General features: G+C 69.6%; 19 protein-coding genes. 7 read left to right on the forward strand and 12 right to left on the reverse strand.

Annotation, left to right across the window (positions count from 1 at the left end):
* Positions 1 to 18: 18 nt before the first annotated feature.
* Together ABGB08_RS03130 and ABGB08_RS03135 are read right to left on the reverse strand one after the other, a co-directional pair.
* On the reverse strand, positions 19 to 591 hold the full coding sequence (locus ABGB08_RS03130) for a PadR family transcriptional regulator (protein ID WP_347585994.1): 573 nt from the start codon (positions 589 to 591) through the stop codon (positions 19 to 21).
* Positions 592 to 602: 11 nt separating this feature from the next.
* Positions 603 to 1,325, reverse strand: coding sequence for a VOC family protein (locus tag ABGB08_RS03135; RefSeq protein WP_347585996.1), 723 nt, complete (start codon positions 1,323 to 1,325; stop codon positions 603 to 605).
* 477 nt (positions 1,326 to 1,802) lie between these two features.
* On the opposite strand from ABGB08_RS03135, the gene ABGB08_RS03140 reads away from it, so the two are divergent.
* Positions 1,803 to 2,879 carry an RNA polymerase subunit sigma-70 gene (locus tag ABGB08_RS03140; protein ID WP_347585998.1) on the forward strand — a complete coding sequence of 359 codons (1,077 nt, stop codon included), beginning with the start codon at positions 1,803 to 1,805 and terminating at the stop codon, positions 2,877 to 2,879.
* Positions 2,880 to 3,157: 278 nt separating this feature from the next.
* Here the strand turns inward: ABGB08_RS03140 and ABGB08_RS03145 are convergent, their stop codons facing one another.
* From ABGB08_RS03145 to ABGB08_RS03170, 6 genes are all read right to left on the reverse strand, one after another.
* The gene (locus tag ABGB08_RS03145) at positions 3,158 to 3,721 is read right to left on the reverse strand and encodes a dihydrofolate reductase family protein (RefSeq protein ID WP_347586000.1); all 564 of its coding nucleotides are present in this window, start codon (positions 3,719 to 3,721) and stop codon (positions 3,158 to 3,160) included.
* Positions 3,722 to 4,072: 351 nt separating this feature from the next.
* Complete coding sequence (locus ABGB08_RS03150) at positions 4,073 to 4,492, reverse strand: DUF4158 domain-containing protein (RefSeq protein WP_347586002.1); 420 nt, start codon at positions 4,490 to 4,492, stop codon at positions 4,073 to 4,075.
* Positions 4,493 to 4,538: 46 nt separating this feature from the next.
* Complete coding sequence (locus ABGB08_RS03155) at positions 4,539 to 5,279, reverse strand: response regulator transcription factor (protein WP_347586004.1); 741 nt, start codon at positions 5,277 to 5,279, stop codon at positions 4,539 to 4,541.
* A complete protein-coding gene (locus ABGB08_RS03160) occupies positions 5,200 to 6,453 on the reverse strand; it encodes a histidine kinase (protein WP_347586006.1) in 1,254 nt (417 codons plus the stop codon). Before ABGB08_RS03160 ends, ABGB08_RS03155 begins: the two co-directional genes overlap by 80 nt.
* A 101-nt stretch (positions 6,454 to 6,554) precedes the next feature.
* A complete protein-coding gene (locus ABGB08_RS03165; protein WP_347586008.1) occupies positions 6,555 to 7,295 on the reverse strand; it encodes an alpha/beta hydrolase in 741 nt (246 codons plus the stop codon).
* A gap of 282 nt (positions 7,296 to 7,577) precedes the next feature.
* On the reverse strand, positions 7,578 to 8,759 hold the full coding sequence (locus ABGB08_RS03170; protein WP_347586010.1) for an FAD-dependent monooxygenase: 1,182 nt from the start codon (positions 8,757 to 8,759) through the stop codon (positions 7,578 to 7,580).
* A gap of 56 nt (positions 8,760 to 8,815) precedes the next feature.
* On the opposite strand from ABGB08_RS03170, the gene ABGB08_RS03175 reads away from it, so the two are divergent.
* The gene (locus ABGB08_RS03175) at positions 8,816 to 9,397 is read left to right on the forward strand and encodes a TetR/AcrR family transcriptional regulator (RefSeq protein ID WP_347586012.1); all 582 of its coding nucleotides are present in this window, start codon (positions 8,816 to 8,818) and stop codon (positions 9,395 to 9,397) included.
* Here ABGB08_RS03175 and ABGB08_RS03180 read toward each other — a convergent pair.
* Entirely contained in the window at positions 9,371 to 10,573 is a 1,203-nt protein-coding gene (locus ABGB08_RS03180) for a benzoate/H(+) symporter BenE family transporter (RefSeq protein WP_347586014.1), read from the reverse strand. The genes ABGB08_RS03175 and ABGB08_RS03180 overlap by 27 nt on opposite strands.
* Positions 10,574 to 10,659: 86 nt before the next feature.
* Between ABGB08_RS03180 and ABGB08_RS03185 the strand changes: the two genes are divergently transcribed.
* Together ABGB08_RS03185 and ABGB08_RS03190 are read left to right on the forward strand one after the other, a co-directional pair.
* On the forward strand, positions 10,660 to 11,211 hold the full coding sequence (locus ABGB08_RS03185; protein WP_347586016.1) for an XRE family transcriptional regulator: 552 nt from the start codon (positions 10,660 to 10,662) through the stop codon (positions 11,209 to 11,211).
* A gap of 52 nt (positions 11,212 to 11,263) precedes the next feature.
* Complete coding sequence (locus ABGB08_RS03190) at positions 11,264 to 11,836, forward strand: DUF302 domain-containing protein (RefSeq protein ID WP_347586018.1); 573 nt, start codon at positions 11,264 to 11,266, stop codon at positions 11,834 to 11,836.
* On the opposite strand, the gene ABGB08_RS03195 is transcribed toward ABGB08_RS03190, so the two are convergent.
* Together ABGB08_RS03195 and ABGB08_RS03200 are read right to left on the reverse strand one after the other, a co-directional pair.
* On the reverse strand, positions 11,788 to 13,014 hold the full coding sequence (locus ABGB08_RS03195) for a hypothetical protein (protein ID WP_347586020.1): 1,227 nt from the start codon (positions 13,012 to 13,014) through the stop codon (positions 11,788 to 11,790). The genes ABGB08_RS03190 and ABGB08_RS03195 overlap by 49 nt on opposite strands.
* Complete coding sequence (locus ABGB08_RS03200; RefSeq protein WP_347586022.1) at positions 13,011 to 13,541, reverse strand: SigE family RNA polymerase sigma factor; 531 nt, start codon at positions 13,539 to 13,541, stop codon at positions 13,011 to 13,013. Before ABGB08_RS03200 ends, ABGB08_RS03195 begins: the two co-directional genes overlap by 4 nt.
* Before the next feature lie 207 nt (positions 13,542 to 13,748).
* Between ABGB08_RS03200 and ABGB08_RS03205 the strand changes: the two genes are divergently transcribed.
* The 3 genes from ABGB08_RS03205 to ABGB08_RS03215 all read left to right on the forward strand — a co-directional run bounded on the left by ABGB08_RS03205 (position 13,749) and on the right by ABGB08_RS03215 (position 15,223).
* Entirely contained in the window at positions 13,749 to 14,270 is a 522-nt protein-coding gene (locus tag ABGB08_RS03205; protein WP_347586024.1) for a DUF5994 family protein, read from the forward strand.
* Entirely contained in the window at positions 14,267 to 14,590 is a 324-nt protein-coding gene (locus ABGB08_RS03210) for an STAS domain-containing protein (RefSeq protein ID WP_155355887.1), read from the forward strand. Before ABGB08_RS03205 ends, ABGB08_RS03210 begins: the two co-directional genes overlap by 4 nt.
* A 156-nt stretch (positions 14,591 to 14,746) precedes the next feature.
* Entirely contained in the window at positions 14,747 to 15,223 is a 477-nt protein-coding gene (locus ABGB08_RS03215; protein ID WP_347586027.1) for a hypothetical protein, read from the forward strand.
* A 104-nt stretch (positions 15,224 to 15,327) separates the two neighbouring features.
* Here the strand turns inward: ABGB08_RS03215 and ABGB08_RS03220 are convergent, their stop codons facing one another.
* Positions 15,328 to 16,740 carry an amidase family protein gene (locus ABGB08_RS03220; protein WP_347586030.1) on the reverse strand — a complete coding sequence of 471 codons (1,413 nt, stop codon included), beginning with the start codon at positions 16,738 to 16,740 and terminating at the stop codon, positions 15,328 to 15,330.
* Positions 16,741 to 16,888: the final 148 nt, after the last annotated feature.

Below are 16,888 nucleotides of genomic sequence, written 5' to 3' on the forward strand. Positions count from 1 at the left end.
GCACAGGGGTTCAAAAGATCACGCCGGAGGTAGGTCGTCGGCCATGTGGTAGGCGCCCTCTTCGAGGCGTGCGATGAGCCGGTGCGTCCAGGCGGTACGGCTGTCGGCGGTGTGCAGCCAGAGTTCGATGACGGCGCCGACCGGCCCCCAGGTCTCCAGGTCGGTGCCGGGCGGGAGCTCGCTGGTGATGCTGTCGCGCCACTGGTCCATCACGAGGGCGCGCCGCCGGAGCAGATCGATCGCCTCGGCGCGGGGGAGGTCGTCGATGAGGCCGACAGCCGCGGCGAGCAGGTCCAGCCGGGGGTCGCGGCTGGAGAGCGCCTCGCGGAGCAGGGTGAAGTAGGCCTGCTCGCCGTCCCCGGTCAGCTCGTATTCCATGCGCGGGGGGCCGCCCGCCTCGCTGGGGGTGGTCTCGTGGGCGAGGAGCAGGCCTTGGCCGGTCATGGATTTCAGGGCGTGGTAGATCGAGCCGGAGGTGGCGCTGGACCATTCGTGCGCGCCCCAGGACTCCAGGTCGGCGCGTACCAGATAGCCGTGGGAGCGGCCGCGCCGCCGGACCGCGCCGAGCACCAGCAGCCGAACCACGGACATGTTGGTCCCTTTCAGGCCTCAGGCAGCGTAGCCGCCAGGTCGTCAAGGCCGGCGAGCGTGTCGGCGAGCGTTTCCCTGTTGGCGTCGGACAGGGGGACCTCGCCGGCTCGGGCGAGGAGGTCGCGGGCGCGTGCCGGGTCCTCGGCTCGCAGCGCGAGTTCGGCCCGGTAGGCCAGGGCTTCCAGCAGGTCGGCCGGTGACGCGGTGTCCTGCTCCCTTCGGAGCGCGGTGTCCAGAATCCTGGCGGCCTGGAGGTGGTCGCCCTTGGAGTCGCCCAGGACCACGGCGTTGCGCAGCGTGGTGGCGAGCTTGCCCAGGGCCGGTTCTGGCTCGGACGGCCCGGCGGAGGCGGCGAAGATCCTGATCCAGTTGCCGCCCGGGTCGACGATCGTGAACCCGGCCATGTCGCCGGAGTTCTTCCGCTTGCGCGGCCGGGTCATTCGCGGAATTCCGGACACCAGGAGCTTGCCGTAGGCCGCGCGCATCCCCTCGGCGAACGCCGCGTACAGCGCGCCGGTGTCGGGCACCAGCACCAGGCACGATCCGTAGGAGTCCTCGGGCTTGAAGTCCGCCATGCCGAAGAAGTCCAGCTGGAGGTCCTCGCGCTTCAACGACACGTACGGATTGGGGCGGACCTGGTAGTAGGTCTTGACGAAGCCCAGCGCGCCGTAGAACTCCGCGATCTCGTCGACGGATCGGCAGGGCAGCAGCGGCACGGTCTTCTCGTGAGCCATTCATCCCCCAGCGCGCAAGTAGCCAAATTTGGCTACTGCGATTCCACAGTACCAGGGGTCCCCGTAGTTCTCAGGAAATTTCGGGCTGATATGCCTGACCTGCGGTGATTCTGATCAGTGCGTGGCCATGCGGGCGGCGAGTTCCTCCGCGCTGGGCGTTTAGGTACCGCGTTGAGCGTCGATCTCGTCCAGCCGTCGGTGGGTGCCCTCCTTGGACGGCTTGAGGTACCGCTGTAGTCTTCGTGACCGGAGAGGTTCATCAGGTCGGCCTCGGTGGCGCCGTCCTCTCCGGCGTGGGTGAGCCGGGAGTGGCGTAGATCGTGCAGGTCCCAGCCACTGGTAGCGGAGCACGTCCCCTGGATCGACCCGACCCACCCGGCCTGACGAATGGCCTGGTCAGCGGCTTCGCCGATCAGAAATCCTCCGCCACGTCGTCAGTTCTGGTAGCCCCTCGCACCGGTGGAAGGATTGATGACCATGACCGACGCTAGACTGCCGGGCGCCGACGAGGCCACGTTCATCGCGGCGGTCCGCTCAGACGACACGGCGAGGTTCGCACTCCTCACGGAGCGCCACCGGCGTGAGCTGCAGGTGCACTGCTACCGGATGCTCGCGAACTACGAGGACGCCCAGGACATGACGCAGGAGACGTTCCTGCGAGCGTGGAACAAGCGGGAGTCGTTCAAGGGCCATGCTGCGCTGCGGACCTGGCTGTACCGGATCGCGACGAACGCCTGCCTCGACTTCCTGGAGAAGCGCAACGACCGCACACCCGTACCATCCGAGCTGCCGGACCCCGGCTCCGAGGTGCTGTACCTGCAGCCCTACCCCGACCGGATGCTCCCCGAGGACCCGCAGGAATCGGTGGTGGCGCGGGAGACGATCGAGCTGGCGTTCATCGTCGCCGTCCAGCACCTGCCGCCGCGGCAGCGGGCGGTGTTCATCCTGCGCGACGTCCTCGGCTGGCCGGCGTCGAAGGCCGCCGACGCCCTCGAGCTGACCGTCGCATCGGTGACCAGCGCACTGCAGCGGGCGCGCGTGACGATGCGCGAGCAGCTACCCGACCGCCGCCTCGACTGGCGGAGCCCCGCCACCCACGAGCTGTCGAATGACGAGCGCGGCGTGGTGAAGTCGTATATCGACGCCCATGAGCGCAACGACCTCGACGGGCTGATGTCCCTACTGCGCGACGACCTGCGCTTCGCGATGCTGCCCGAGCCGGGAACCTCGGTCATCACGGCCAAGGACGCGGTGGACGGCTGGGTCTCCGGTGGGCTCTTCCAGCGCGGCCACGACGACTGGCGCTGTATCACCACGACGGTCAACCGCATGCCTGCCGCCGCGCTGTACCTCCGCACCCCCGACGACCCGGAGTACCGGCTGTTTACCATCGCGGTCCTGCACATCGTCGACGGGAAGATCGCCGAGCTCACCGGATTCGACGCCACCGACAAACCATGGCTGGGCCTACCCCCGACACTGTCATCAGACGGAGGCCCCATCGTCGACGAGTCCAGCGCACGGGCCGCCGTCACCGAAGTCACCGCGGAATGAGCACCCCGACCAGCTGAACACCAACGCGACAACTCGAACACCACCGCCCCGCCGGCGTTGCCGGCGGGGCATCTTCATGCCCGAAGAACATCGTCACGATCAACGACGCCGTCGCCCTCATCTCCAGCACGTCGGTCAACAGCGCACTCGGAACGCAAGCAAGGGCCCGGGGAAGGTTCTCTCATAGCCGAGGGTCACGGTGAGCACGCCAGGAAGGATTTCGACCCGGCCTCACGAGCCCAGGACCTGGCCTCACGAGCCGAGCATCTGGCCCGTGCTCATCGCCTCGTCTCGTATTGGGTCAGCACCACGCCGCCGGGAAACGTCCGCGTCTCCACCAGGTTCAGGTTCACCCAGCTGTCCAGCGCCGTGAAGAACGGCGTGCCGCCGCCCACCAGGACCGGGTGGGTGACCAGCACGTACTCGTCGATCAGCCCGGCCCGCATGGCCGCTGCGGCAAGTGTGGCGCCGACGATGTCCATGGGGCCGCCGTCTTCGGCCTTGAGCCGGGTGATCTCGGCGACCGCGTCGCCGGTGACCAGGCGGGTGTTCCAGTCGACCGTGCTGGTCGTCGAGGAGAACACCACCTTCGGCATGTCCCGCCAGCGGCGGGCGAACTCGATCTCAGCCGGGGTAGCGCCAGGCTGCTGGTCAGCGGTCGGCCAGTGGGAGCTCATCGTCTCCCACAGTTTGCGCCCGTACAGCGCCAGGCCGGTCGCCCCCACCCGGTCGGACCACCACTGGAACAGCTCGTCGTTCGGTACGCTCCAGCCGAGGTCGTCGCCGGGCGCGGCGATGTAGCCGTCCAGGCTCAGGTTCATGCCGAAGATCAGTTTCCGCATCGTGTCAGCCTCTCGTGAGTCGATCTCACACGTACAGACGGGCGCGGCGCGGAAACCTAATCGGTGCGCGATCTGCGTCCGCAGATAGTCCCCCGGGCTCCGGACTCCGGACGGCGTACCCGGCGGGCTCGAGCACCACCCACCGGATCTCGATTTCACCCTCGCACGGGCAGCGGCGCACCCATGGCCAACTCTCCCCGGCCGCTGCCGCCGTCGGACGGGAAGGCCTTCCCCGGCCACCTGCAACAGCGGCTGTCTGCTTTCGCAGAGGCGTTGCGGTAGCGCTCGACGCGCTCGCGTGCGCGAGCAGGAGTGTGCGCGATCTGGGTCCCCGAACGCCTGGTCCCACAGCTACAGCGCCAGGCCCTCTCGCCGCGCTGGAGATCGCCAAGCAGCTCCCGACGCTGGGCATCTCGCTCGGCGACCAGCGGCGCGCCGAACGTCGGTGAACTCGTGCGCCAGCCGGGCGAACGTCTCCCGCTGCGCTTGCTCGCGGGCGTGCGCGACCCGCTTGACCACGATCACCGGTCCAGGCCGGATCACCCGCGCGGAGATCAGGTACTCACACGCCAGCCGGAACAGCAGCGTCGGCGAGTCGTGCTCCATCGCTCGCGCGAGCAGGAACTCGTCGAACTCCTTGAGCTCCAGCGTCGACGGCGGGCGCCACCCCAGGTACTGCGCGACCAGACGCAGGTGCTCGGTGCGGGTCTTCGCCCGCCGGCCGTAGGACCGCAGCTCTACGGGGTCGACCGCGAACACCTGCGCCGCCACCCGCGCCTCCAGCCAGCACCCCGAGATCCCCAGCTCAGAAGCCTACTCAGCCATATCCGCCCGAAATTTCCTGAGAACTACGGGAACCCCTACCAGGGGGGTCGCTAAGCACCCAGAACTCGCCTGGGCGGGCGAGGCCGACCTCGTAGGCGAAGACGACGACCTGCACCCGGTCGCGCAGGCCCAGCTTGGCCAGGATCCGCCCGACATGGGTCTTCACCGTCGCCTCCGACACGGTCAGCGACCCGGCGATCTCGCCGTTGGAGCGGCCTCGGGCCACCTCGGCCAGCACCTCCCGTTCGCGCTCCGTGAGCTGGTCCAGCCGCTCCTCGACAGGTGATCGGCCGGTGGAAGGGTCGGGCAGGTGAGCGGCGAAGGCGTCGATCAGCCGGCGGGTCACGCTGGGCGCGACCACGGCGTCGCCCGCGGCCACCGCGCGGATGCCGGTGAGCAGGTCGGGCGGCGGCACTTCCTTGAGCAGGAATCCGCTCGCCCCGGCGCGTAACCCGGAGAAGACGTACTCATCGAGGTTGAACGTGGTCAGCAGGAGGATGCGCGCCGCCGAACCGGAGTCCACGATCTGCTGGGTGGCCTCGATGCCGTCCATCACCGGCATCCGCACGTCCATCAGCACCACGTCGGGCTTCAGGGCACGTGTCATCGCGACTCCCTGGGCGCCGTCGCCGGCCTCGCCGACCACCTCCAGGTCAGGCTGGGTCCCGAACACCATGCGGAACCCGAGACGAAGCATCGGCTGGTCGTCGACCAGCAGCAGTCGAATCGTCATGGGCCTCACCGTCGTCGAATCGTAGGCTCGCGCGAACGCGCCAGCCTCCGCCAGGCCGGGGACCGGCCTCGATGTGGCCGCCGTAGGAGGCGACCCGCTCACTCATGCCGGCCAGCCCGTGACCAGCGGGTGGTCGCCCGATCGCCGAAGGGACCGGGCGGCGCGTACTGCCGTCGGTGACCTCCAGGTCGGCGCCGGTGGCCGTGTAGCTCAGCCGTACCTGCGCGGTCGCGTGTGGACCGGCGTGCTTGATCGTGTTGGTCAGTGCCTCCTGCACGATCCGGTAGACGGTGAGGCCCGCGCCCGGGCCCCACTCGCCTGGCACGCCCTCGCGGATCTGGGTGAGCTCGACGCCCGCGGCTCGCACCTGGTCCAGCAGCCGGTCGATGTCGTCGAGGCCGGGCTGTGGGGCCAGTGCGCAGGCAGCGCCGGAGGCGGGCTGAGGGTCCCCGTCGCGGAGCAGGCCGAGCAGGCGTCGCATCTCCGCCAGCGCCTCTCGCCCGGTCGCCGCGACCTTCTCCATCGTGTCCGCGGCCTTCTCCGGGGCCAGCGTCGCGGTGAACGCCGCGCCGTCGGACAGAGCGACCATGACGGCCAGGTTGTGGGTGACGATGTCGTGCACCTCCCGGGCGATGCGGGCCCGCTCGGCCACGACGGCGAGGTGAGCTTGCTGGTCACGTTCGCGCTCCAGACGCTCGGCGCGCTCTTCCAGCCCGGCGAGGTAGGCCCGCCGGGTCCTGAGCGTCACCGCGAGCAGCACGGTCGCGGCCAGGACGGACGTGAGCGTCGCGAAGTCGGGCCAACGCGATTCGCCTTGGAGCAGATCGCCGAGAAGGGCGGCCTCGATCAACACGACCGGCGGCAACAGGTATCGCCATGGACGGTGGCGGGCGAGCGCGTAGACCGCCACCAGAACCGCGACGACCGAGTAGGCCCCTTGGACCCCGGCCCAGAAGGAGAGCACCAGAAGAGCGGCAACCACGGAGAAGACCAGCAGGGGAGCGCGCCGCCGCCACACCAGCGGGAGACAGACGGCGCACAGCCACACCCATCCGGTCGCACCGGCGCCGGCCTCCACGAGCGAAGGGACGCTCGCCACCGCGACCAGCGCGGCAAGGCCGGCGTCGAGTGCTCGCGGGTGGCGCTCCGCGACGGCCCGGATCCGGTCGATCACGAGATGGACGCTACCCTCGCGTCCCTGCCCCGGCACCCACCTTGAGGCGGACATCGCCACCCGCCCCGTGCGACTCAAGTCGTACGGGCACCGGAAGCGACTCATGCGAGAACCTCGATCAGCTTCTTGGCGAATGCCCGCGGATGGGTCATGTAGCCCGTGTGGTGACTGGGAAATTCCGCGGTCTTCCTATCCAGGAGACCGGCCAGGAGGACGCTCATGCGGCGGGCCGTCCTTCCGCCATGACGTCCGAGGCCGAGCACGATCCGGGCCGGACTCGCTTTCAAGGCGGCGATGTCGGGCTCATAACTCATGAAGGCGCGCACCTCGTGCGCCACGAAGAACTCTTCGTTGCCTGCCAGCCGCTTCACCATGGCGGGACTCGGCTCGAACGCGTCCGGCTCGGAAGCGCCAGGGTCCCCGTCGGGGTCGTCGATACCCTCGGTGAACACCCGCATGGCCGCCTCGACGCCGGAACGGCGATACGTCTCGTGAACCTCCTCGGCGACGGCTCGATAACGCGAACGATCGGGCAGCACGTCGTAGACGGGCGGCTCGTGTGCCACCACGGTGCCGAGGCGCCGCGGATGGCGAGCGGCCAGGTCGAGCGCGATGATCGCCCCGCCACTGCTCCCGAACACATGCGAAGGGCCGGGGCCGAAGTGCTCCAACAGGCGGCGCGCGTCATCGGCCTGGTCCGCGATCTGGACCTCGTCGACCGGTGTGTCCAGCGTGCTCCGGGAGCTGCCGCGCCGGTCGTAGGTGATGACCCGGTATCGCTCGGCGAGGAAGGGCGCGATCGGCGCGAAGACTCCGGCCTCACCGGTCCCGCCATGGATCATCAGGAGAGCAGGTCCTGAGCCTCGCACCTCGTAATAGAGATTCGCTCCGGGCACTTTCAAGAACCCGGTCCGCACTGGCATGCCGGCCTGTCCGGATGCCGTCGTACATGCTCCAAGCAAGACGGCGCCGGCGGTCGCGATCGATCCGGACAGCAACGTCCGCCTGTTGATTCCGGCGCCTTCGCGCATGTTTCGCAGCTCGATCATGGGATCAACGCTAGGAAGCCGGCGTCCGTGGGGCGACGCTCCGCAGACTGATCTCCAAACGCCGGGCTGTACGACTCAGGTCTGACGTCGGTCCACCCGCGGGGCGTACCCGGGCAGGGCTGGGGGCTTGGCCTGCGCCAGGCGTTCCAGCGTGCTCATCACCCGCATCAGCGGCAGCCGGGCGACGGTGTCACGCAGCCACCTGCCGCCCGAGGTCCTGGGCACCATGAGGCGGACGTTCGTACCGATCCGCTGCTTCTTGTCGACCAGGGCGCGATGGCCGGCATGGTAGGCGGGGAAGGCGATCCGGTGATCGCCGCCGGCCGCCGCGAGCTCTCCGGCGAGCCGGTAGGCGCCGGCCAGAGCCAGTTCGGCACCCGCGCCCGAGGCGGGGGAGGCGCACCAGGCGGCGTCGCCCACCAGCGCGACCCGGCCGGTGGACCAGGAGTCCATCCGCACCTGGCTGAGCGCGTCGAAGTAGAACTCCGGGTCGGCCAGCGCGGCGCCGAGCAGTTCCTGGACATGCCAGGAGGTGTCGCTCGCGAACGCCTGGCTCACCAGGCGCTTGTGCCCGCCGACGTCGCGGAAGTCGTAGCTCAGGGGCGCGGAGCGGAAGATGAAGTACGCCTTGGCCTGGGCGTGGTTGCCGGAACGGTAGATCCCGGCCATCTTGCCCGGCGTGTTGTACATCGTCACCCACTGGTCCTCACCCAGCGCGGCGTCGGCGTCGGCGAAGGCGAAGTAGTGGTCCTTGAACCGGACGAACCATTCCTCGGGGCCGAAGGCCAGCCGCCGGACGTTGGAGTGCATGCCGTCGGCGCCGACGACCAGGGCGAAGCGGCGGGCGGCAGCCTGGTCGAAGGTGACGGTCACGCCGTCGCCGTCCTGCGCCAATGCCCGGATGGAGTCGCCGAAGAGGTATTCGATGTCGGTCTGCCGGTGCAGGAGCGCCACCAGGTCGCCACGCATGAGCTCGACGCCGCCGGGGTCCTGGGTGCCGATCCGGGCGACCGCCCGGTCGCGGGCGTCGACGAACTTCATGCCCCGCACGTCGGTGGCGGCGGCACGGATCTCCGGCAGGATCCCCATGCGCTCGACGACGCCGATGGCCTGGTCCCGTACGTCGACGCCGTTGCCGCCCGGGCGCGGCCCGCGCCCGGATTCGACCACTGTGGGCTGGAAGCCGTGCCTGGCCAGCCAGTGCGCCAGGGTCAGCCCCGCGATGCTCGCTCCCGAGATCAGGATCCGCTCGTTCATTCGGTGCCCCCATGAAGTAGAATGCCTATTCCACTTATATGGAAGGCGCATTCCAGATGTCAATGCCGGGCCGCCGGGCCGATGCCGTACGCAACCGACAGCTCGCCCTGGAGGCGGCCACCGCGTTGCTGGCCGAACCCGACGCCGCGCTCACCGTCGAAGCCATCGCCAGGAAGGCCGGCCTGGGAGTGGGAACCGTCGTGCGCGCCTTCGGCGGCAAGGACGCGTTGCTGGACACCGCCGTCGCTCACCTGCTCGAACCGGTGGTACGGCGGGGCCGCGATCTGCTCCAGCAGTACGGCCCCGAACAGGCGTTGCGCGCCTTCCTCACCGAACTGATCGCCTTCCAGGCCGCCCACCACCCCATCAGCGACCAGCTGCGCGGCCTGGCCACACCCGCCACGGCCGCGCTGCGTGCCGAGCTCGTCCAGGTCGTGGCGGAGATGCTCACCGGAGCCCGGCAGGTCGGCGCGATCCGCGCCGACATCGACCTCGCGACCACCACCGCCCTGATCAGCCAGCTGACCTTCGCGATCGCCCGCGCGCAACCCGGGAACCCGCAACTCACCGACGCCTTCATCACCGTCGTCATGGACGGACTCCGACCACAGCTACTGGGCGACGCCGACGGGTCGTGAACGGTTGGCGTCCGGAGTCTCCTTACCAGCCGGTGGCGTGCGGCGGTGCAGCAGTAGCGCGGTCAGGCCGCCCGCGACCAGGCCCCAGAACGCCGCGCCGATGCTCAGGATCGTCATGCCGGACGCGGTCACGACGAAGGTCACCACCGCGGCCTCGCGGCCGTCCGGTTTGGTCACCGCGCTGGCGAGGGATGAGCCGAGGGCCGGTAGCAGCGCCAGGCCGGCGACGGCGATGACCAGGACCGGCGGGGACAGCAGGACCAGGGCCATCGCCAGGCCCGCGCCGAGGCCGAGGGTCAGCTGGCCGGCGCCCAGGGCGACCGTCGCGATCCAGCGGCGGCGCGGGTCCGGGTGGGTGTCCGGGCCCGCCGTGAGCGCGGCGGTGATCGCCGCCAGGTTGAGGGCGTGCCCGCCGAACGGAGCCGCCGCCGCGCTGGCCAGGCCGGTCGTGACGAGGACGGGGAGCAGGGGCGGGGTGTACCCGTAGGTCGCCATGACCGCCATGCCGGGGACGTTCTGCGCGGCCATCGTGACCAGGAACAGCGGAATGGCGATGCTCACCACCACCGAGAGGTTCAGCGCGGGGGCGGTCAGCTCGATCGAGGGGCGCAGCGCCACGCCGGAGAGGCCAGGGCCGTGCGCCACGATCCCGATCACCGCGGCGACGAGCGCACCCGGGACGGCCCACTGCCGTCGGTAGCGCTGGAGGATCGCCCAGGTGAGGACGACAGGGATCGCCAGGAGGGGGACGTCGACGACGGCGCGGACCGGTGCGGTGCAGAGGTTGAGGATGACGCCCGCCAGCATCGCCCCGGCGATCGGGCGCGGGATCACGGCGATCGCGCGGGCCAGCCACGGCGACAGTCCGGCGAGCACGATGAGGGCGGCGCACACGAGGAACGCGCCGACGGCGGCGGGGAAGCCGCCGGGCACGGGGCCGGTCGCGGCGAGCAAGGCGGCACCCGGGGTGGACCAGGCGATGCTGATCGGCATGCGGTAGCGCAGCCCCAGGAAGATCGCCACCGCGGCGATGCCGACGCATAGGGCGAGCAGCCCGGACGCGGCCTGGCCGGGTGTGGCCCCGACGGCGCGCAGGCCGGCGAGGACGACGGTGAACGAGCTGGCGTACCCGACGACCGCGCTGACCAGCCCGGCCACGATGGCTTGCATCCGCATGCGCACTCCCTCCGCCGGGCGTTCCGTTTACGGAACGATAGGGTACGCGGAGGTGCCGGACAAGCCCGCCATGTCACGATGGCCCGGTGGACGAGCGTGAGGCGGGTGTCGGGAGCCGGCTGCGGCGGTTGCGGGAGGCGCGCGGGATCTCGCTGTCGGCGCTGGCCCGCAGTGCCGGGATCGGTAAGGCCACGCTGTCCGGCCTGGAGCTCGGCTCCCGCAATCCCACGTTGGAGACGCTCTACGCGGTGGCGGGGGCGCTGGGCGTACCGCTGACGGCGCTTGTCCTGGAGCCCGGCGCACCGCCCGGGGAAGCCGCCGACGTGCGCGGCGCCGCCGTGACGGCCACCCTGCTTGAGGTCTTCGAGGAGCAGGGCGTGACGTTCGAGCTGCTGCGCGTGCGGGTACGCCCCGGCGTCCTCCAGCAGTCGCCGCCGCACGCGCCAGGCGTCACCGAGCACGTGACGGTCTACGAGGGCGTGCTGCGCGCCGGGCCGGCCGACGCGCCGCTGCTGGCCGCGCCGGGCGAGCACATCTCCTGGCGGGCCGACGTGCCGCATGTGTACTGCACGGTCGGCCCCGACGAGGTGGTGGCGACCCTGCTGATCCGCTCGCCCAGAGGTACGCTCGAAGAATAGCTTTCATTGTGAAAGCCAGTCCCCCCGCGTACGAACCGAAGGGGGAGATCCGATGGCAAGCCCCGTCGCCGACGTGGCATACGAGGCCCACCGGCTGATCGTCGACACCGGCGCGCCGTTCGAGGAGTTCCGGGAGAGATACGAACGCGCGGTCCCCGCCCTGGACACGCCGCTGTTCGAGCAGTTCATGGAAGAGGACGCGGACTGGTCCACCGTGCAGCGCGCCACCGACCAGAACGCGCCGCACGGCTTCCTCATCTACTGGAGTTTCGACAACACCGCGCTCCTGCGCCTGGCCGGTGATCGGTGGCGCAGCGTGCAGTACCTCATGGGCAACCACACCATCGCGCAGCGGATGTTCCACCACGACCCCGCCGTCATGCTGTACGCCCCGCTACGGACGGAGATCTACCAGGACGCGGAGGGTGTGACGCGTTTCGCCATCGACCGGCCGAGCGCCCAGTTCGGCGGGTTCGGCGACCCCGCGATCACCGCCGTCGGGATCGAGCTGGACCACGAGGTCGCCGCCCTGCTGGAGTTCCTCGGCGCCCCGGTGCCCGAGCAGCTCACCGACGGTCACAGCGCTCCCGGCGCGCCGGGGAGCACCAGGCCGAACAGCTCCTGAACGCGGTAGGTGGCGGGGAGCTTGCGGGCCTGACCGGTCTGGACGTTCAGCGCGTACGAGGTGACCGTCTCGTACGGCGGGTCAGGACGAGGATTGGGCCCGTCGGGGACGGAGGGTTTGCCGGTGCGACAGAACTGGTTGGGCTCCGCCAAAGCGGTCACCTCGGTCGGGCTCAGCCAGGTGCGCAGCGAGATGTTGTGCGTGTCCATGGGCAGGCCGCGCACCTCGACCTTCCGCAGGATCCGGCCGGTCTTGGCGTCCATCTGAACAAGCGGGGTGGGCACACAGGAGTCGGACTGCGTCACCCGGTTCTCCATCGCGGCGATCATCGTGCCGCCGGGCGCCAGCGGGCTGAAACGGTAGTTCTTCGGCAGGCTGACCGTGCTGCTGTTGCCCGCGGTGGCGGTCTTCCAGAGCCGGGTCATCGTCTGCAGCCGGGCTTTGGGGGAGTAGTCCACCATGGTCATGGTGTCGCCGTCCGCGGTCAGGCCGACCGGGGTCCAGCCGTTGGGCAGCGGGCGGACCATTCCCTCGCGCATGTCGAGGAGCATGGCCGGGTCGTCCAGCGCGGGATTCTTGGTGAAGGCCAGGAAGCGGCCGTCGGCCGACAGCAGCAGGCTCATGATGCTGCCCAGCCAGGCCCGGGGGATCTTGACCGGAGCCGTCGTGAGCTGACCGGAAGCCAGGTCGCGGACCTGGAAAGTGCCCACCTTCGGGGCGTAGTAGGCGATCTTTCCCCCGTCGGCGCTGATCGCCACCTTGCTGTCTCCGATGCCCGAGACACCGTCGTGGTAGTTGATCGCGGGCAGCGCCTGGTCGAGGTGGTAGGTCTGCCCGGCCGTCGTGACCACCCGCCAGGCGCCCACCCGGCAGTCGCCGGGAGCCTTGCCGGTGATCGGATTGCAGAAGGTCCGGTACGCGTGACTCAACGGCCCCACCCCCTTCGCGGGCAGGTTCTCGACCCTGCCCGGCGTGGACACCTGGTCCTTCTCGCTCCCGCCCGGCAGCAGGCGCACCGTGGCCGTCGCGCCCAGCACGATGACGGCGACCGTGGCCGCCGCGATCAGCGCGGCGCCGGTCCGCCGCCTGCGCTCGTAGATTCTGATCGCCTCGTCGGCGAGGTCCACGTGAGGGGAGTCGTCGGCGATGTCGGCGAGCACACCCCGCAGCCAGGTCATCGGCGTGCCTCCTGAATCGCGAGTCGGTCCAGTTCCTCGAATTTGGGCGCCAGCTCGGGGGCGAGCTCGCGCAGGCGGGCCAGCGCGTGGTGGGCCTGGCTCTTGACGGTCCCGAGCGAGCAGCCCAGCGGGTCGGCGGTCTCGCGCTCGGTGCGATCCTCGTAGAAGCGCAAGATGATCACGGCGCGCTGCCGGGGGGCCAGCCGCATCAGCGCCTGGCGCATCACGATCCGGACGACGGCGCGGTCCTCCGTCCAGTACGCGTGCTCGGGTGGGGCCGCGCTCGGTAATTCGCTCGCCGTACGGCGCCGGCGCCAGGAGATGTGCTGGTTGAGCAACGCCTTACGCGCGTAGGCCTCCGGGTGCTCCAGGCGCGCCACCTTCGGCCACCGCCCTACCAGTTTGGCCAGGACGCTCTGCAGCAGGTCCTCGGCCAGGTGGGCGTCCCCGGTGAGCAGGTAGGCCGTACGAATCAGCGACCGCTGGTGCGTGGCGACGAACTCACGAAAGCTGTCATTGCGATTCACCCTGTCTCCTCTCGCCCGTTACAACGCCACCCACGACGCAAAAGGTTGGCTCAGCCCGGTGGTCGTCACCAGGCGCAAGGAGCTGCACGAATGGACGAGGTATACTAGGGACACCGAGGACATCTCGTGCGTTGGCACTCAAGTCGGCGTCGCCCGCGGCGATAGACGGCATCGGGCCCTATTCGGGCACGGACGGGTCAGACGACCATGACGCCCACGATTCTCTCGCATCTTAAGCCGCTGAGTTCCGTCACATCCGCGGTCCCGGCCGTCGATTCCGCGATCCGGCTCAGCCTGAACGCCGTACCAGACCGGCGAGCGGCCGTGGACGGGGCCTGGTGGCCCTACTCCCGTGACGCCGCCGCCGAACTGCCCGGCCTCATCACCGCCGTCGATCAGCGGATCGGCCGGACCACGCTGCGTCTCAGCGTGTACGCGGACGCCTGGGACCACATCCCACGGCGCATCCCGGCCCGGGGACGTCAGGTCAGGATCGGCTCCTTCCAGAGCGGCGATCCGCATGTGATCACCTTGATTCTCGCGGGTGCCGAACCCATCAGGCTGCTGGTCATCCCGGCGGGCACCGCCGGCCGCCCCGCCGAGGCAGCGCTCAAACTCACCGGCTTCGCCCCGGCCGACCCTCCCACGATCGCGCACCTGCCCGCCGTCGTGACCGCCGAGGACGAGCCGCACCTAGCCTCTCTTTCTCCGATCGGAGAACCGATATGACCGTTATCGACATCGCCCCGCTCGCCAGAGCCGGCCCGTCGGCGCCCACGACCATTCGCCTGCACGGCGACATCGACATCTTCACCACCAAGGCCCTACGCCTGCGACTATTGAGCGCCCTGCGCTACAGCACCAGCATGCTGATCCTGGACATGTCGGACGTGTCGTTCTGCGATGCCTCCGGCCTGGGCGTGCTGGTCGGCATCCGGAACCGCGCCCGAGCCCAGGGCGTCACCCTCGCCCTGACCGGGATCCGCCCGTCCCTCACCAGGATTCTGCGCATCACCGGCCTGGACCGCAGCCTGCCGATCATGATGTGACCGGACTCTTAGGAAATATCCCTGCGTTCGTTGGGCGCGCTGTGACGTCAGTGGGAGTTCCACCGGCCGCTCCCGAAATGGAACGGGATGTCCTGCGGTGGGAACGGCGCGGAACGCTTAAGGAGGTAAAACGACTCATCCTTCTTAGGGGAACTCATGAATAAGAACATCTCGCGGCTCGGGCGCGGCGTCGCGCTGGGTGCCGTCATGGCCTTCGCCGGACTCGGGCTCGCCGTCACTCCGGCGAACGCCGCGGCCAACACGGCGGTCATCGCCATCACCAAGCAGCCAGGAGATTACTTCAAGGTCAACATCGATGTCGTGATCAGCATGACCCCATACCAGGCCCAGCAGTTGAAGAACACCGGCCACCCGATCGTCCTCAGGGTCTGGGGCGAGGACAAGATCAACGATGTCCGCTACGGGCCCGACTCCTTCAAGAACTACGACGTCACCTTCCGGGGCATGGAACTCCACACGTACTACTACTTCAAGCGCGGCACGACGCTCAACGAGGACTCGCGCTGGTACGAAGGCGACGTCGACGACATCTTCGTCGAGGCCCGCCTGCTCAACCTGTCGGGGAGCACCCTCCGGTCCGTGAACAGCAACACGGTGCACGGCGAGTTCTGACCCGGTGCGGGTGCTTCCCGGGCCCTCGCTCCCATGAACAGGAGCGGGGCCCGGCTCATATGTGATGGGAGGATCACCCTCGATGAGGTGACCCGCCCGGGAGGCTAGTGGTTCCTGATGGAGAAGCCGGGGACGCGATGGTCCCAGGGCATGGCGTGTTCCAGTTGGGTGGCGGTTTGGAAGAGGAGGTCCTCGCGGCCGTACGGGGCGATTAGCTGGACGCCGATCGGCAGGCCGGTGGCGCTGTGGCCCAGGGGCAGGCTGATCGCCGGGTGGCCGGAGACGTTGAAGACCATCGTGAACGGGCTGTAGTCGAACATCGAGTCCAGCCACGTGGTGAAGGTGTGGCTGGGGTCGTTGTAGCGCAGGGTGCCGTGGAGTGCGGGGAGCCGCCCCAGGGTCGGGGTGATGAGCAGGTCGTATCGGGTGAAGAACGTGGCCACCGATCTGGTCACCCGGTTCTGGGCGTCGAAGGCGCTCATCATGTCCAGCGCCGTGTACTCGCTCGCCAGGCTGAGCAGTTGCCGGGAGACCGCTTCGAGCTGGGCCGGGTCGGGTTGCCTGGGCGCCCGGAGCAGCATCGAGGCGATGGCGACCCCTTCGGCCACGCAGCTCGCCAGGACGTCGTCCCAGCTGAGTTCCGGCCGGTCCGCCATGACGGAATGGCCCAGCCGTTCCATCATGCGACCGGTCTGGATCACCGCCTGGGCCACCTCGCCGTCGACGCTCGTGCCGGACCAGGGTTCGGTGGTCACGGCGACTCGCAGCGGGCCGGGCTCGCGTTCGCCGGCGTACCGGCCGCGTGGGGGAGGAGCGGTGTACTTGTCTCCGATGCCGGGCCCCTGGACCGCGTCCAGCAGGTGGGCGGCATCGCGGACGGTGCGCGTCAGCGCGAATTCGTACGCCATGCCCAGCATCGGTTCGCCCAGGTCAGGCCCGCACGGCACGCGCCCTCGGCTGGGTTTCAGCCCGACCAGACCGCAGCAGGAGGCGGGCACCCGGATGGAACCGGCGCCGTCGCTGGCGTGGGCGAGCGGGACGGCGCCGGCGGCGATCATGGCGGCGGCGCCACCGCTCGACCCGCCCACCCCGCGGTCCCGATCCCACGGGTTGTGGGTCGGCCCGTACCGGAGCGACTCGGTGGCGAAGCTGAGCACCAGTTCAGGTACGGCGGTCAGGCCGAGCGTGACCAGGCCCGCGGCCCGGAAGCGGGCCATGAGATCCGTGTCGCGCTGGGCGAGGATCCCCGGGATGGCCCGGCTGCCGAGGAAGAACGGCACGCCCTCCGCCACCGGCCCGTGGTCCTTGATCAGGAATGGCACCCCGGCCAGCGGGCCGTCCGCGGCGTGGTGCAGCGCCGGGCTGAACGGCGGTAACGCCAGCCCGTTCAGCTCGGCGTTCGCGATCGCGATGGCTTCCCGCGCGACGGCCTCGACCTCATCGGCGGTGACCTCGCCCGCTCTGATCAGGTCGCGGAGGCCGACAGCGTCGTAACGCGCATATTCGTGAAGTTGCATGAAATGAGTCCCTTGTAAACACATCAGATCGATTGGACGCGGCCTGAACAGGGGTGATGGTCGGTGACCATCCCCTGCGGGATCGATGTGTTACTACGCTCGGGACATCGGGCTCATCGTGCCAGTGGCGACTCCCGGCTGTCGAACG

Source organism: Acrocarpospora sp. B8E8 (assembly GCF_039871605.1).
In the GTDB taxonomy this organism is placed as follows: Bacteria; Actinomycetota; Actinomycetes; order Streptosporangiales; family Streptosporangiaceae; genus Acrocarpospora; species Acrocarpospora macrocephala.

Coding starts and splice junctions, on each gene's coding strand:
- ABGB08_RS03205 (WP_347586024.1), top strand. CDS start 13,749: ATGACGCCCACGATTCTCTCGCATCTTAAGCCGCTGAGTTCCGTCACA.
- ABGB08_RS03215 (WP_347586027.1), top strand. CDS start 14,747: ATGAATAAGAACATCTCGCGGCTCGGGCGCGGCGTCGCGCTGGGTGCC.
- ABGB08_RS03190 (WP_347586018.1), top strand. CDS start 11,264: ATGGCAAGCCCCGTCGCCGACGTGGCATACGAGGCCCACCGGCTGATC.
- ABGB08_RS03175 (WP_347586012.1), top strand. CDS start 8,816: ATGTCAATGCCGGGCCGCCGGGCCGATGCCGTACGCAACCGACAGCTC.
- ABGB08_RS03135 (WP_347585996.1), bottom strand. CDS start 1,325: ATGGCTCACGAGAAGACCGTGCCGCTGCTGCCCTGCCGATCCGTCGAC.
- ABGB08_RS03210 (WP_155355887.1), top strand. CDS start 14,267: ATGACCGTTATCGACATCGCCCCGCTCGCCAGAGCCGGCCCGTCGGCG.
- ABGB08_RS03195 (WP_347586020.1), bottom strand. CDS start 13,014: ATGACCTGGCTGCGGGGTGTGCTCGCCGACATCGCCGACGACTCCCCT.
- ABGB08_RS03155 (WP_347586004.1), bottom strand. CDS start 5,279: ATGACGATTCGACTGCTGCTGGTCGACGACCAGCCGATGCTTCGTCTC.
- ABGB08_RS03140 (WP_347585998.1), top strand. CDS start 1,803: ATGACCGACGCTAGACTGCCGGGCGCCGACGAGGCCACGTTCATCGCG.
- ABGB08_RS03130 (WP_347585994.1), bottom strand. CDS start 591: ATGTCCGTGGTTCGGCTGCTGGTGCTCGGCGCGGTCCGGCGGCGCGGC.
- ABGB08_RS03220 (WP_347586030.1), bottom strand. CDS start 16,740: ATGCAACTTCACGAATATGCGCGTTACGACGCTGTCGGCCTCCGCGAC.
- ABGB08_RS03165 (WP_347586008.1), bottom strand. CDS start 7,295: ATGATCCATGGCGGGACCGGTGAGGCCGGAGTCTTCGCGCCGATCGCG.
- ABGB08_RS03170 (WP_347586010.1), bottom strand. CDS start 8,759: ATGAACGAGCGGATCCTGATCTCGGGAGCGAGCATCGCGGGGCTGACC.
- ABGB08_RS03145 (WP_347586000.1), bottom strand. CDS start 3,721: ATGCGGAAACTGATCTTCGGCATGAACCTGAGCCTGGACGGCTACATC.
- ABGB08_RS03180 (WP_347586014.1), bottom strand. CDS start 10,573: ATGCGGATGCAAGCCATCGTGGCCGGGCTGGTCAGCGCGGTCGTCGGG.